We start from the raw sequence: 15,070 nt of genomic DNA on the forward strand, positions 1-15,070 counted from the left end.
ATCGACAAAAAAAGCTCTCCAGGAAAAAGGAGAGAGGAGAGAACGAGTTAGAAAAAATTATTAATGTAACCATCCTTTCAGACGACGCGCAACTTGAGGACGACGTAATTTTCGCATCGCTTTAGTTTGAATTTGACGTACCCGTTCGCGAGATAAATTGAACATTCCCCCCACTTCCTCTAGGGTATAGGGTTGACTGTTAGCTAAACCATAACGGAGGGAGATAACATCTTTTTCCCGTTCCGTGAGAACATCACTTAAAACTGCGAAAATTTCCTGACGCATCATCATCTCATTCATTTTATCTTCGGGAAGTTGTAGATCATCATCTTCCAACAGATCCACTAATTCCGTATCTTCTCCCTTACCCACACGATGATTTAAAGAGAGAGATTGACGACGCAATTGTAATAATTGCCGCAATTGTTCGGGAGTTATTTCTAACGCTTCTGCGAGTTCTCGTTCAGTGGGATTGCGCTGCAAATCTTGCTTGAGAATGCGCTGCGCTTTTTTGAGTTTATTGAGTTTTTCAACAATGTGAATCGGTAAACGAATTGTCCGCGCATCGTTAGCAATAGTGCGGGTGATTGCTTGTCGAATCCACCAATAAGCATAGGTAGAGAACTTATAACCTTTATTGGGATCGAATTTTTCGGCCGCACGGTTGAGTCCGATCGCACCTTCTTGAATTAAATCTAGGAAAGGAACTCCGCGATTTAAATAGCGTTTAGCGATAGAAACCACTAAGCGCAAATTAGAACGAATCATTTTCCGTTTAGCTGTTCGTCCGCGATAAAGACGGTTTTCCAGTTGACGTTCATTATCTAAGTCTAAAGCGATCGCCCATTCCGTTTTCGTCGGGGGACGATGTAAATTTTCTTGCAGTTTTTGGCGCACTTCTTCCGCTTCCATCAGAAACTTAACTGAGTGGGCTAATTCAATTTCTTCTTCCGCACTCAGCAGCGGATAACGGGCCATTTCTTTAAAAAATGCGCCAACAGTATCTTCATTGCTGCCTTTATCGTATCCTGTTCCACTAGCTGCAGCAGTGGTTTTTAGGGGTTCTGGTAAAGGTTCAGTCAGATCTTCGTCAGTTCTTTCCCCAAAATCCACGCTGTCCAATTCTAAAGGATTTGTCTCCAGGGCAATGATTTGATTAAAATTATCATCGGCGGCTAGTTTAGAGATTTTCATAAGCAGTTATTAGTGGTTATGGATGGAGTGGGATTATAATAGCGGGGAAAAACTCAGTTTCTCCCAATGGGATGATTGTTACATTGAATTTTCGGGGAGCAGATTTTTTAAACGTTTTCTTAATTAATGGCGGCCATTTCTGGGATATAATTATGCGATTCTGTGTCGATGGTTACAAATCGCCGCACCAGATAATCAGATTTTCTGGTAAATGGGAGGAGCTTTCAGTGTTTCTACTCATACACTCTAACTAAGGTTTTTGGTATTTGACTAGGTAAAGATCACCCTTCTTAACAATCAAGATAGCAGTCAGCTTTTTATTACTATTCTTTGCTTTTCCTATTGAGAACTATTCTCAACTTTTGACTAACTATGGTGCGATTTAATAGCTAATAGTCAATGATTATCATTTGGGAAGACTGCCCTAGCTAAAAATCAAAATTTGTGGGCAAAAAAGCAATATTTAAAGTATTTTTAGAGAAAATTAACTGGTTTTATGCCCCTCAAGCTTTAAACTATAATTTAAATACCCTATTCTCCCGATCACCCCATCTCCCCACTGACTATGCTCGATCGCTGTGCTACTCTAACTGTAGCGGAACCTCGCACACCTTACCAATTAACCACAACTGGGCAACCGTGGTTAGAAGTTTTGGTAATTCTCTCCTATGCTATAGATGGTCAAGATAAACAAAAATTATCATCTGATGATGTTCCCCTTGATTTAGCTGTAGAGGAGGCAGGAACCTTATCAGATGGGCAACAAATACTCACCTATCGTGTTCCATCTAATTTATCCGTAGAACTCGGGGATATTTTAAACGTTCCCGTTCGTTCTGAATTGTTTCGGGGAATTGCGATTGGTTTTCTCGAACATTTACCTGCCGGATTGCGGGAAGATCAAATTCGTCCGGTGGAAGATGTAGTCGCTAAGGGCTTTTTTATCGACAATTATTGGCCAATTATCAAAAAAGTGGCATATTACTATGCAACAGATATCGTTACGGCTATTTGTGCTGCGTTGCCTTCAAATTTACTGCGACCACCTCAACGTCGCATCAGATTAAAACCAGAAGCGATTCCCCCCGGTGCGGAGGTTTTTTGTACTCCCCTCTCCCATCAGATTTTATCCCTGCTCAAGAATCAAAAAGAAGGCGATTATTCGGCGAAATACCTGCGAAAGGAGGTAAAAAGTGCCGATAAGGGTATCAAAGATTTAATTAAGCGCGGTTGGGTAGAAAGTTATCTAGAAGCACCCAAAAGTCCTAATATTAAGTTAAAAAAAGCCATTACCCTGCTGATAACTGACTTTCCTGCTGATTTAACCGAAAATCAGCGCAAAATTGTCGAAATCTTACGCCACCAGGGAGGAGAAATGTGGCTGCCAGAATTGGTACAACTTGCGGGGACAAAGCATTTTAAACCGCTAATTGACAAGGGTTATGTGGTGATTCAAGATCGAGAATTTCTGCGCTTATCCTCGGCGATTATGAGCAGGGATCAACCAAAAACACTCACTTCTAGTCAAAAACAAGCCCTAGAAGCGATTCAAACCCTGAAAGGTGGTGAAAGCGCTCTCTTACATGGAGTGACGGGATCGGGTAAAACAGAAGTCTATCTACAGGCGATCGCACCCGTCCTAGCAGCGGGTAAATCTGCCTTGGTTTTAGTCCCCGAAATTGGATTAACACCGCAACTAACCGATCGCTTTGTGGCCCGTTTTGGCGATCGAGTCTATGTTTATCATAGCGCCCTCTCGGAAGGAGAAAGATACGATACCTGGCGACAGATGTTGACAGGAACCCCGCAAGTTATTATCGGGACGCGATCGGCAATTTTTGCCCCTTTACCCTATCTAGGCATGATTATCCTCGATGAAGAACACGATAGCAGCTTTAAACAAAGTCAATTACTCCCCACCTATCACGCGCGTACCGTGGCTAAATGGCGCGCTCAATTAAACCATTGTCCCGTAATTTTAGGTTCGGCCACGCCATCCCTAGAAACATGGCTAGAATCCCAAGCTAATCCCCGTCTTTACCTATCTTTGCCCGATCGCATTCAAAATCGCCCCTTACCGCGGGTGGAAATCGTCGATATGCGGCGGGAATTGCAACGAGGCAATCGTTCCCTGTTTAGTCAATCCCTGCGTTCATCTCTGGAAACCCTGCGCGACAAGGGAGAACAGGCAATTTTATTCGTCAGTCGTCGGGGACATAGTACCTTTGTATCTTGCCGAAGTTGCGGTTATGTGCTGGAGTGTCCCCACTGTGATGTTTCCCTATCCTACCACCACACCGAACCGGGAGCGCAAGAATTACTACGCTGTCACTACTGTAACTATGGTCGCATTCATCCGAAACAATGTCCTGAATGCGGTTCTCCCTATCTGAAATTTTTCGGTACTGGCACTCAGCGCGTCACCCAAGAATTAACCAAAGAATTTACTGATTTGCGCTGCTTGCGTTTTGATAGTGATACCACCCGTAATAAAAATGCTCCCCGGGAACTATTAAAAAAATTTACTGATGGTGAGTTTGATGTTTTAGTGGGAACCCAAATGCTCACCAAAGGATTAGATATCGATCGAGTTACTTTAGTAGGAGTAATGGCAGCCGATGGCTTACTTTATCACTCCGATTATCGCGCCTCCGAACGCGCTTTTCAAACCCTCACCCAAGTAGCAGGGAGAGCAGGAAGGGGAGAAACAGAAGGAAAGGTAATTATCCAAACCTATACCCCCGAACATCCCGTGATTAGAGCAGTGCAAACCCACGATTATGAGGGTTTTGTCGAGACGGAATTAATGCAGAGAGAGAGCTTAAATTATCCTCCCTACGGCAGTTTAGTCTTAATTCGCTTTAGTGGTTTAGATGGGGAAGCAGTGCAGAAAAGTGCCGAAAATGTCGCAGAGGAATGTGTTAATAATTTCGGTTCAGATTGGGATATTTTAGGACCTGCACCCGCAACAATTATGAGAGTTGCTAACCGTTATCGCTGGCAAATTCTGTTAAAATTATCGGGAGAAAAGGCTGATATCGGCCGTCTTTTTCTTCCCATGAAAAGCTTAGTTTTACCCAAGGTAAGTATGGCGATCGATGTGGATCCCTTAACTATAGAATAATCAAGGGTAGTGATTTTATTGTAGTGGTGATAGCTCAAACTTTTGCTAAAGCGAGCAAGAGTTGATCAATTAATTGTTTGGTATCGGGAGAGATAGTTTTATTAGTGGGATTGCTCACAAACTCGCCTCCACATTTTTGACATAGAACCGTTCTTGATCCTATGGTGAGAACCACAACTAGGACAAGGAAATATATTTGAGTAAACCTTCCACGAGTCACAAAAAGATGTTTATCAGAAAAGTCATCATCAAGCTAGAGGTTTAAAGACTGATGTGAGCCAATTATTTTTATTAATAAATATTTTACACACTTTATACCAAATAAGCAACATGGCTCACCAATACTACCAAATTATTACTGGGAGTTATTACCGAATCTTGCGGGATAATTCGCTCAACATAAAAAACGAAAACCACATTAAAGTTTTAAGCGAAGTAGTATATCATTTTCCATCTCGTTTCTTTTTGCTAAAATCTTAATTCTGATAATTCAAGTAATACTATAATTATATTCTTTTGCTCCTTGTACTAAGGATAAAAGTTGTCCAGTTTGATCGGTTCCCGATACTCCTAAATCACTGTGACAGAGGATAACTCTTTCGCTTACCCTTGCTAATAAATCTTTTAAAATTCTCTGTAAACGGGTCTGATTTTCCTCTAATTCTGCTGCTGTTGTCCAGCGTTGATAGGGACTTTCTCGCCAAAAAATCGGCGCAGCAAAAAGAGTAGCAGCACCTCCTTGTTCCCAGAGTGGGGAGGAACAATCTAGCCAAAAATGCCAACGATGACTAGAACGAAAAGAACGATATTGAAAGATATTACCTAGGGTAACTGCCGGGGAAGATTTAATAAATTGTCGCACAGGATAGGGATTAGCGGTAATTGTACCACGGCGCAAAAGTTGGATAAACTGACTAATAGTTTCACTGGGACTTTGAAAAGAGGGTTCACTCTCACGCAAACGGCGATCAATCTCCCAAAAATGTTGGGCAGTTTCCATTAATTCTCGCAAAGCTGCCAAGTGATCGAAGGGCAAATTTTCCCCATCGTTTAATAATTGTTCGATCGCTTGATTTAAGACAAAAATCGGGGAAAGTTTGGCTTGCTGCTGCCGTTTTTTCATCCCTTCGATCCAGTGACAAATTCTTTCGTAGGCAGTACAAGCTTTTTGTCCTAAGCGATCCCAACGGGGAAAAGTTTCGATCGCTAATAAACGAGGATTTTCCAAATCCACTTGATAACAATGATCGGCAATTAATCCGGCGCGAACTGGATCGATATCGGGAATTAAATTATCTTCTTCATCCCAGCGATAACGGCTAAAAATCACCAGCATTTCCGCTATGGCCTCTTGGGGGGCTAAACGCCCCAAATTTGGGTAAATAAGGGCGAGAAGGGTCAATAATGCCCGAATCAGAGGACAACTGATCAGGGGTCGTTGTTCGTTGAGGGGTTGAACGGCTATCCCAGCACCAGTTAAAATTTCCATCAGGCTATAACGGGCGATTTCGTCTAAACCAGGAGCAATAACGGCGATTTCTTCGGCTTTTACTGCTCCTTGCTTGACTGATTGAATAATAGCTGTGGCTGTCTTCCGTAACAATTCGGCGCGAGAGGTGGTTTGCAGGGAGATAAATCGATCGGGAAGATTGCCAAGATAGTTACCGTCGCTGACTAAGGAGAGAACCTTCTCGCTAAACTGAACTGCTAACCCGTCAGTGGTAGATAATGGCATAATTTGACAGCGTGCCGCTAATTTTTGTAGATAATCGGGATCGGCAGTTAATCCTAAGCGAATTTTTCCCTGGGGATTGTAGGTAAAAACGCTAAAACAATCATGATCGAGAAAAAAACCGAGTAAATCCTTGGTAATAGCTGGATAATCGTCCACATCGTCCGCAAAAACTCCCCGGAAGCGTTTTAATAGTTGCTGTTGATAACGACTATCAGGAAATAAATAGCGCCAATAGAGTTCGTAGATAATGCCATAACTTAATAAACCACGTTCTAGAGACCAATCACGCCATTTAACAATTAATTCCCCGACTTTTTCTGGTATTTCCTGCTCATTAATCGCTAAAACTCGTTTTAAATCTGTTTCTGATAATCCGTCGGCTAATCTTTCGGGTATCTTTTCTGCAGGAACACCACTAGCGCCAGCTAATTGTAACAAATCGAGAACTTGACGCACGAAACGATATTCATTTATGCTGGTAAGCTGGAAGAATTCGGCGATTGCTGGTTGCCAGAGACGGGTGGCGAGTTCCTGCTCCGTTTCTGGGCGTAATCGGCGGGGAAATTGGGCTTTTAGCCCCAAAAACTCGAAAATTAACGGCCAAAACAGGATGACTTCATCGGTGAGAAAACCTAAAGGGGTTTTGCAGAGAATCGGATGGCTACCCTTAACAGCAATGGCTAATCGATCGGCTAATTCCCGTTTGTTATCATCGTTGGCAGCGAAAACTAAGATCGATCGGGGAAGGGGCGATGATTTCAGTTGATTGCGAGACAATGAATCCCTAGACTGAGGTTGAGAAACAACCCAGCGCCGAAATTCCCCGACTAAAGCGGTGGTTTTTCCCGATCGCGTGCCACCTTCGATCCAAATTGGTATGATTGACATCGTTTTTTCTCGATTGTATTTGTTAAGATGACTGATCGGTACTCTAGCTTTTTTCCTTGTGGAAGTAATTGTTTCCTATGAATCTTAATCGGATTTTGCAAGGTGTTAATCAATGGTTATTACAAACTCCTGAACGTTCTTTAGATGAGGCCTATCATGCAGCTTTGAAGATTAAGGAGATAGAAGACAAGCATTTTCAAGGGCGAAAAGTGGCAGCGGAGTTCTCGAATTATGGCAGCAGCACCAATTCCTATTTTATCGCAGAAGTTAAAGGTTATCTGCAAAAAATTAAAGTCAGATTGACGGAGTTTAAAGCTAGTCGTTCGATCGTTAATACCTTCGGACCTAATCAACCGACAATTAATAATGGGGTGATTACTGTCACCACAGATGTTTGTCTGAAAAAACTTCAGTTTATCGATAGTATTATCGGAAAATATCAAGGTAATTATTGGCAAGAAGATATGGAAGATGTCCCCAAAAGTCTGCAAAACAGAAATGTTGAGCGGGAAACAGGGAAAATAAAGACTTCCAGAAATCGCTCTTTTTTAGCGGCGGCTAGTCCTGAAAATGAGGAAATAATCAAAAGTAGTAAATCCCAAAAAGCTACGGAAAAACCGGGGGTTTTACCCCGTTCTTTTGTCAATACTTTTAATCGCATTAAACAGGAAATCGATCCGCAAGCCGAGGAATCGGAGGAGGCAGTTTTAAAAAGATTTCGCAATTCTCGTTATAAAACAGCCATTTCCCTCAAGTTTATTTTACTGTTAATTATTGTCCCTCTATTGACCCAGCAATTAACCAAAACTTTCCTGATTACTCCCTTGGTTAATAAATATTTCCAACAACAGGAACAGTTTATTTTTATTAATCAAGATTTGGAAGAAGAAGCTTTTTCGGAATTGAGAAGATTTGAGGAAGCTTTACATTTTCGAGGTATGATTGGTTTAGCACCCAAATTATCTAACGAAGAAATCGAGAAAGAAATTACTAAAAAAGCAGCGGTACTAAGTGAAGAATTTCGCCAGCAGGGTTTAAATGCGATCGCTAATATTTTCGCCGATATTTGTTCCCTGATTGCCTTTGGTTTTGTTATCGCTTTTAGTCGTCGGGAAATCGAGATTGTCAAGTCTTTTCTGGATGGCATTCTCTATAATCTTAGTGATTCAGCTAAAGCTTTTTTAATTATTCTCTTTACCGATATATTTGTCGGTTTCCACTCTCCCCACGGTTGGGAAGTGATCCTAGAAGGGTTAAGTCGTCATTTCGGTTTACCGGAAAATCGCGAGTTTAATTTTCTCTTTATCGCCACTTTTCCCGTTATCTTGGATACAGTCTTAAAATATTGGATTTTCCGTTATCTCAATCGCATTTCTCCCTCGGCAGTGGCTACCTATCGCAATATGAATGAATAGGGTAAAATCCGGGAGAAAACTGATAATTTACTCTTCTAATTTGGGGAGGATAATCTTGCTGCCGTCTCTTGTACTTTGGTAAGTTCTAATTGCAAAGCAGTGGCAATCTGTTCTATACTTAAACCTAAAGCTAGTAAACCAGCGATCGCTTCAGTTTTAGCTGCTTCACGACCTTCTTCACGACCTTCTTCTTTAGCTTCTTGATAAAGTCGAGTCTGTCTGAGATCATCTAATCCGAACATAGCTTCTAACTCCGTGCGACTAAGATTAGTAAATTTATAGGCTAAGGTTCTTTCAATTAATTCTATAACTTTTTGCTGGAAAACTAGATCATCAATTTCAGCGATCGCTTTTTCTAAAAGTGGTTTTCCTCGTTGCTGTACTAATTGGGATGTAGCGACGATTAACTGAATAATTCCTAAACCCAGAGACGGATCTAGACTATCGATTAATTCATCTAAATAAATACGTCTGATCTGTCCCGTTATCTCAAATCCCCGCAGTTGATAGGGAAAATTATTATCGATATACCTAGAGGCAAATAAAGCTACAGCTATCCAATCCTGAACGGGTTTATACTGATTGAGATAGATGACAATTTCTGTTAAAAACCGCCAATAAAAATCACTTTTATCCTGAAATTGCACTTCAACAAAGTAAATAATTAGTTCTGGTGCTGCTGTGGTCGGTAAAAAAATACCGTCAAAAGGACGCGCCAATTCTTTGATTTCTCGGGAGGAGAATTGATAATTTTCAGCTTTCTGGGTTGATTCTCCCAGTAATTCAAAAATTAACCCCAGAAAAGTTTGCAAGAGTTGATAAAAAATTGTATCGGTCTTCACAAGCTTAAAAAAATCTAGATATTTACTAACAATTACTTACAAATCATCCAACAATAGCGTTACTAACACCTTATCGACGCGATTACCGTCCATATCGACCACTTCCAAGCGCAACCTTTGCCATTCAAAATGATCGGCAGCCCCCGGAATCCTGCCAAGATGGGTAATAATAAAACCCCCTAGAGTGTGATAATTGCCCTGTTTTTCCCCGGGTAATTCACTAATTTCAAATAATTCTTTAAAATCTTCGATCGCCACTGTGCCATCAATCAACCAAGAACCATCTTCCCTCTGCACGATCTGAGCATCTTCAATATTATCTAATTGGGGTAAATCGCCGACAATTGCCTCTAAAATATCCTGGCGCGTCACCAATCCTTGAATCACCCCGTACTCATCCACTACCAAGGCAATATGATGACCACTTTGCTGCACCAATTCTAAAACCTTTAAACCCCTAGTGCTTTCCGGCACAAAAAGCGGTTGTTGTAAATCCTTCGTCAGGTCGAAGCTTTCACCAGTTAAACAATCACTTAATAAGTCTGTGACTTCGATTACCCCCAAAACCTCATCTAAACTGCCCTGACACACAGGAAAACGGGTATGATTGCTCTCAATTAGCTTCTGGCGGTTAATTTCGGCACTATCTTCCAAATCTAGCCAAACAACATCCGGGCGCGTGGTCATAATCTGACTGACTCGGCGATCTCCTAATCCTAACACCCTTTCCACCATATCCTGTTCTGCTTCCTCAAAGGTTCCCGCTTCGGTTCCCTGTTTAAGCATAATTTTTAATTCTTCCTCCGTAATGGGGGAATCATTATTATTCCCGCTAATCCCCAACAAACCGAGAATCAGATTAGTCGATTGACTCAAAAGATGGACAACGGGCGAAACAATTTTTGATAACCTATTCAGAGGATCAGCAACGAGGATAGCGATTTTTTCAGGATTACTTAAACCTAACCGTTTCGGCACTAATTCCCCCACCACTAGGGATAGATAGGTAATAATTAACACCACTAATCCTAATCCCAAAGCTTGACTATAGGGGGCTAAAACGGGAACTTGCGCCAATAATTGCGCCACACTGACGGATAAATTGGCTCCTCCGTAGGCCCCAGCAAAGATACCCACTAGGGTAATGCCAATCTGCACCGTCGATAAAATTTGATTGGGATCATTGGCCAATTTTAAGGCCACCGCCGCCCGTCGATCATCTCTGGCTAATTGTTCCAAACGGATTTTACGCGCCGAGACAATGGCAATTTCCGAGAGAGCAAAAACTCCATTGAGGAGGATGAGGAAGAAGATAACAAGAATTTCGGTAGTCGCCGAGAACATGGTTAAAAGTTACAGGTAAAAGGGCGGATAGTTGTTTGTATCATAGTGCGAGGATCGGTTAAGTTCAGTAAAGAATCATCTTGATTTTTAACGAGTTACGAAGGCTTGTGTCTGGAGGGGGTTACTCCCAGTATAAATGGGATAGGATCAAGTCCGCACTCTTAACTCAGTTAGCAGTGAACAGTCAGGAGTGACCTGTTGCCAGTAAAAAAAGTTGTCCCTAGGAGAGTGGGGACAAACTATCTCAATCTATTCGCCTGAAAAATTATGATCGCTACACCTGTATCATCGAAATCGAACCCTATCACGGAAATCCGCCCCGGACTGCCGACTATTTGCGGTTGGGAACAGGAAATCGCGGCGATTGTTAATCACGATGATCCGATCTTTTTACCGACAACAAATCTCAAATTAGACAATATTAAGGCTGGTTTTGCCTGTGCCTTACATATGCACCAACCCACTATCCCGGCGGGTGTTAACGGGGAATTAATCTGCAATCTCCAGCATATGTTCGAGCATCAAGGGGATGGCGATAACCATAATGCCAGCGTTTTTGCCTGGTGTTACAGTCGCATGGGCGATTTTATCCCGGAATTGGTGGCGGAAGGCTGTAATCCCCGGATTATGCTCGATTATTCTGGCAATCTCCTCTGGGGGTTGGTACAGATGGGACGGCAGGATATCCTCGATAAACTCAAATTAATCACCTGTAACAGTCAGTATCAACCCTATGTGGAATGGTTGGGGACGATGTGGAGTCATGCGGTGGCCCCTTCCACACCGATTCCCGATCTAAAATTACAGATGCAAGCATGGCAAACCTATTTTGCCTCGATTTTTGGCCCGGATGCCCTAAAACGAGTCAAAGGGTTCTCTCCCCCAGAAATGCACCTTCCTAACCATCCCGATACCCTCTACGAGTATATTAAAGCTCTGAAAGAATGCGGCTATCGTTGGTTATTGGTACAGGAACACTCGGTGGAAAATCTCGACGGTTCGGGATTGAGTCAGGAACAAAAATATATTCCTAATCGTCTTGTAGCGCGCAATTCTCGCGGTGAAGTAATTGCGATCACTGCTTTGATTAAAACCCAGGGTTCCGACACCAAATTAGTCGCCCAAATGCAACCCTACCACGAGGCAAAATGCCGCGGTAAACAGCAAATCGGCGGCGTTTGGGTTCCTTCCCTAGGTTCCCAGATTGCCGACGGTGAAAATGGTGGCGTGATGATGAATGAATTTCCTCGCGATTTTCCCAATCCCTGGCGGGAAATGCAGGGGGGTTCCAGTGTGGCAGGATTTAACGGTACGGAATATCTGGAGTTAATCGAGGCTGCTGGCGTTAATCCAGAAGATTATCCCCCAATTCAAGCCGTACATCAGCATAAAATCTGGCAGCGAGTTAATCCCGATGCCGCTACCCCTGAAGCAGTGGAACAGGCGATCGCTGAGTTAAAACAGACCGACCACCGTTTTAGTATGGATGGCGCATCTTGGACCAATGATCTCAGTTGGGTGCGCGGTTACGAAAATGTCCTCGAACCGATGAACCAATTAAGCGCTCAATTCCACGAGAAATATGATCCTTTAGTACAGGCGGATCCTAGTTTTACCCGACGACCGGATTATCTGGAGGCACTGCTTTATAATTTGCTCGTGCAAACCAGTTGTTTCCGTTATTGGGGCCAGGGTACTTGGACCGATTATGCCCGCACTTTATACGAAAGAGGCGCAGCCTTAACCCGCTAGGATAGTAAGATATATAGGGCGCAGAATCTGCGCCCTAGTAGTACATGAATAGGGGTTGCTGAATAAATCTAAAAACTTTGTTGGATAAGAGTTTTAGGCTTTTTTTTAATCACAAAATTCCTGGTCTGGGAGTGATCAGGGGGAAATTTAGGTACACCTGAAAATGGGTAAAAACCCGGCCCTACTTAAACAAAACGGCAATGCTTGAGCAGAGCGTTTTCCAGTAGGGAATGATATTCTTGTTCGGAGATAGTATAGGCCCCAAATCTAGCCAGATGGGGATTTTGCATTTGGGCATCAAATAGACAGAAATTCCGTTCTCTGAGGTGTTCAACTAACTTGACCATGGCAACCTTAGAACCATCGGGAATTTGATAAAACATCGATTCTCCGATAAAAACCCCGCGAATTGCTAAACCTAAAATCCCTCCCGCTAATTGATCCCCTTGCCAAGTCTCGAAACTGTGGGCCAAACCGGCTTGGTGTAATTGCTGATAGATTTGGATTAACTCCGGGGAAATCCAAGTCAGCGAGCGATCTGCACAACCGGCACAAACCCCAGCAAAATTGCGGTTAATAGCCACGCTAAAGCGATTTTGATTCAAAACTCCTTTTAGGGATTTGGGATACCTAAAACGCCGATCTAGAGGGATAAGAGCGCGATTTCTACTAGAATACCAATCTAATCTGCCCCCTTCATCGGCCATCAGAAAGTAACCGCGTGCGTATCCTTGTATAATAGAGGCGATATCCACGACTCCCCCCAAGAATTCAGTCTCGTAGCCTGATCATTCTCTAATTATGCCTGATCATCCCGCACCAATTCCGCCTATTACTTTACCACCGATCGAAAATCCCCAACAGGAACAAACTTGGCTGCGCACCGCTTTGCATCGTTGGTTGGATGCAGAATTTATTCCCGAAGCTATTAATGAAACTATCGCTGAACGCGCTAGTCAGATTTTTCTGCGTCAGCGTTTGGAAGGAGAAAACGATCTCGGTAGCTTGGTGATTGCGATCGTTACCGAGATGCAGGCTTTTGATTTTCGCGAAAGTTTTTATAGTGAATTTGCCATCGCTAACGCCGTCAGTGATTTGATTTTAGATAGTTTAGGAATCGATCGCTGTTGTGGCCAAAGTTAGACAGTTTTTCTCTGCTATTGGAGTTTAATTTCTATTAGTGCCCCTGCTAATTTTTCTGTACGAATGGGGTACTGCTCATTTAAGAAGTTAACAAAATCTTCTTCGGGATGTGCCACGACGATATTACTGTAGTTTTGGGCTAATTCCTTGAGATTGAGTTTTCGCCGCCAGGATTCCACATCGCCATCCTGAAATAATTGAAACTTAACTCGATCGTTAACTAAATAGGATAATGCCAAAAAGAAACTAGGGGTATTATCGCTGATAACTATCGGCTTGGTCATGGAGTTTAAAACAGGGGCGATTTCTAGATTAACTCCACTGGCTGTACCTCTTTGATCGTCTAAACCAGCATCAGGAGTTAAACCCAAAAATAAACCTGATACTATACCTAGTAGCAGGAAAATCAGCAAGATTTCCTGTCCTAAATAGTGAAGCCAATTTTTTGGCGATTTTGAGCCGATATAACTGGCAATCAGGTAGGATATAGCCATCTGCATTCCCAGAAAAACTGGTAGATAATATCTGGCTTGTAGGGAGCGTACCGATGGTTTTAATAAATCAGGTACAATTTGAAACAGTGTCGGAACAACAATCAAAGTTATGAGGAATAACCAAACTTTCGGGGATGTGTATCGGATGAGATGATAAAGAGAATAGACCACTAACAATAATATTAATAGATGAAAAGCCGACTCTAATCTTCCTCGGCGGTGAAAGAAATCCACAAATACATGACCAGTATGACGAAATAAGGTTTGAGATATTTGGATGATATTAGTCTTAAGCTGTCGATAGTATTGGGTGTTACGATCAATTTTGTCTAGCTTGCTAAAAATCACGAATAGCCAAGGGCTAAATAAAACTAAGCTGCCAACAGCTGCCAATACATAGCTAACAACTGTTCTTGTAATTTTCAATCTCTCTAGAAGAATCACATACAAAGCTTGGGCGATGGCTAGGGAATAGGAGAATAAATGAGCATAAAAAGTTAGGGAGAGACTCAAGCTATACCAGAGCCAACTTTTAAGCGTATTTTTACGGATTGCTCGCAAAAGAGCAATTCCTGATAAAAGAATTGTCAGCGTCCAGAAACTATATTGGGTAGCGTTTTGTGCCGAAAGTATCTGAAAGGGAGAAACAGCGAATAAAGCGATCGCTATCCAGCCCGTTAGCGAAGAATCGAATAATTCTAGGCACAACCAATAAAGGCAGGGAATGGCCAGGACGCTTAAGAAAATCGAGAAAGTTCTAGCTGAATTTGTCCAAGGAAATGCCCGCATCCAAAAGCGGTTCAACAAATTATAGAGTGGGGGATGCTCAGGATTACCAATTAAGGCCTGCATTGTATCATTCAGAGATGTTTCAAGATGCGGATATTGGAAACGCTGCAACTCTTCGACTCCAATAATATCTCCTATAAAAGCCTGCTCCCGCACCTCTTGAGTCGTGTATCCTGAAGAACGCATAATTCTTCGCACTTCATCGGCACTATAAACTTTTTGCTCTATATGAAAAAACCGCAATCCCATACCGATCACTAAAATAGTGATAATCAAAAACTTTCCGAAATTAGCGACCGATTGATCTGGTAAATATTTTTTCTGGTCTGTCATAAGTTTATTTGTCCGTA

General features: G+C 42.4%; 10 protein-coding genes and 1 pseudogene. 4 read left to right on the forward strand and 7 right to left on the reverse strand.

The window, feature by feature from the left end; genetic code table 11:
* Positions 1-60: 60 nt before the first annotated feature.
* Positions 61-1,194, reverse strand: coding sequence for an RNA polymerase sigma factor, RpoD/SigA family (locus MiAbW_RS00230; RefSeq protein ID WP_151694417.1), 1,134 nt, complete (start codon positions 1,192-1,194; stop codon positions 61-63).
* Between the two features lie 565 nt (positions 1,195-1,759).
* Here MiAbW_RS00230 and priA point away from each other — a divergent pair.
* Entirely contained in the window at positions 1,760-4,318 is a 2,559-nt protein-coding gene (gene priA / locus MiAbW_RS00235; protein WP_151694418.1) for a primosomal protein N', read from the forward strand.
* A gap of 70 nt (positions 4,319-4,388) precedes the next feature.
* Here the strand turns inward: priA and MiAbW_RS00240 are convergent.
* Both MiAbW_RS00240 and MiAbW_RS00245 read right to left on the reverse strand, forming a co-directional pair.
* Positions 4,389-4,531, reverse strand: a pseudogene (locus MiAbW_RS00240) (ISNCY family transposase); the annotation flags it as partial.
* A gap of 277 nt (positions 4,532-4,808) precedes the next feature.
* Positions 4,809-6,941: a recombinase family protein gene (locus MiAbW_RS00245; RefSeq protein ID WP_151694419.1), complete on the reverse strand. Its 2,133-nt coding sequence runs from the start codon at positions 6,939-6,941 to the stop codon at positions 4,809-4,811.
* Positions 6,942-7,018: 77 nt separating this feature from the next.
* Between MiAbW_RS00245 and MiAbW_RS00250 the strand changes: the two genes are divergently transcribed.
* Positions 7,019-8,356: a proton extrusion protein PcxA gene (locus MiAbW_RS00250; protein ID WP_151694420.1), complete on the forward strand. Its 1,338-nt coding sequence runs from the start codon at positions 7,019-7,021 to the stop codon at positions 8,354-8,356.
* 35 nt (positions 8,357-8,391) lie between these two features.
* Here MiAbW_RS00250 and MiAbW_RS00255 read toward each other — a convergent pair whose 3' ends face one another.
* On the reverse strand, positions 8,392-9,198 hold the full coding sequence (locus MiAbW_RS00255; protein ID WP_151694421.1) for an Rpn family recombination-promoting nuclease/putative transposase: 807 nt from the start codon (positions 9,196-9,198) through the stop codon (positions 8,392-8,394).
* Between the two features lie 36 nt (positions 9,199-9,234).
* The gene (locus tag MiAbW_RS00260; RefSeq protein ID WP_151694422.1) at positions 9,235-10,542 is read right to left on the reverse strand and encodes a hemolysin family protein; all 1,308 of its coding nucleotides are present in this window, start codon (positions 10,540-10,542) and stop codon (positions 9,235-9,237) included.
* Between the two features lie 267 nt (positions 10,543-10,809).
* On the opposite strand from MiAbW_RS00260, the gene MiAbW_RS00265 reads away from it, so the two are divergent.
* Positions 10,810-12,294 (forward strand): glycosyl hydrolase family 57, encoded by a 1,485-nt coding sequence (locus MiAbW_RS00265; protein ID WP_151694423.1) that lies wholly within the window; start codon positions 10,810-10,812, stop codon positions 12,292-12,294.
* A gap of 185 nt (positions 12,295-12,479) precedes the next feature.
* On the opposite strand, the gene aat is transcribed toward MiAbW_RS00265, so the two are convergent.
* Entirely contained in the window at positions 12,480-13,061 is a 582-nt protein-coding gene (gene aat, locus MiAbW_RS00270; protein ID WP_151694424.1) for a leucyl/phenylalanyl-tRNA--protein transferase, read from the reverse strand.
* 34 nt (positions 13,062-13,095) lie between these two features.
* On the opposite strand from aat, the gene MiAbW_RS00275 reads away from it, so the two are divergent.
* The gene (locus MiAbW_RS00275) at positions 13,096-13,437 is read left to right on the forward strand and encodes a hypothetical protein (protein WP_045358156.1); all 342 of its coding nucleotides are present in this window, start codon (positions 13,096-13,098) and stop codon (positions 13,435-13,437) included.
* A 14-nt stretch (positions 13,438-13,451) separates the two neighbouring features.
* Here the strand turns inward: MiAbW_RS00275 and MiAbW_RS00280 are convergent, their stop codons facing one another.
* Complete coding sequence (locus MiAbW_RS00280) at positions 13,452-15,053, reverse strand: glycosyltransferase family 39 protein (RefSeq protein ID WP_151694425.1); 1,602 nt, start codon at positions 15,051-15,053, stop codon at positions 13,452-13,454.
* Positions 15,054-15,070: the final 17 nt, after the last annotated feature.

Source organism: Microcystis aeruginosa NIES-4325 (assembly GCF_008974145.1).
GTDB classification, from domain to species: domain Bacteria; phylum Cyanobacteriota; class Cyanobacteriia; order Cyanobacteriales; family Microcystaceae; genus Microcystis; species Microcystis aeruginosa_G.

What these genes read in the sequence shown, in the direction of transcription:
- MiAbW_RS00230 (WP_151694417.1), bottom strand. Translation starts at nt 1,194, where the DNA reads ATGAAAATCTCTAAACTAGCCGCCGATGATAATTTTAATCAAATCATT.
- priA (WP_151694418.1), top strand. Translation starts at nt 1,760, where the DNA reads ATGCTCGATCGCTGTGCTACTCTAACTGTAGCGGAACCTCGCACACCT.
- MiAbW_RS00245 (WP_151694419.1), bottom strand. Translation starts at nt 6,941, where the DNA reads ATGTCAATCATACCAATTTGGATCGAAGGTGGCACGCGATCGGGAAAA.
- MiAbW_RS00250 (WP_151694420.1), top strand. Translation starts at nt 7,019, where the DNA reads ATGAATCTTAATCGGATTTTGCAAGGTGTTAATCAATGGTTATTACAA.
- MiAbW_RS00260 (WP_151694422.1), bottom strand. Translation starts at nt 10,542, where the DNA reads ATGTTCTCGGCGACTACCGAAATTCTTGTTATCTTCTTCCTCATCCTC.
- MiAbW_RS00265 (WP_151694423.1), top strand. Translation starts at nt 10,810, where the DNA reads ATGATCGCTACACCTGTATCATCGAAATCGAACCCTATCACGGAAATC.
- MiAbW_RS00275 (WP_045358156.1), top strand. Translation starts at nt 13,096, where the DNA reads ATGCCTGATCATCCCGCACCAATTCCGCCTATTACTTTACCACCGATC.
- MiAbW_RS00280 (WP_151694425.1), bottom strand. Translation starts at nt 15,053, where the DNA reads ATGACAGACCAGAAAAAATATTTACCAGATCAATCGGTCGCTAATTTC.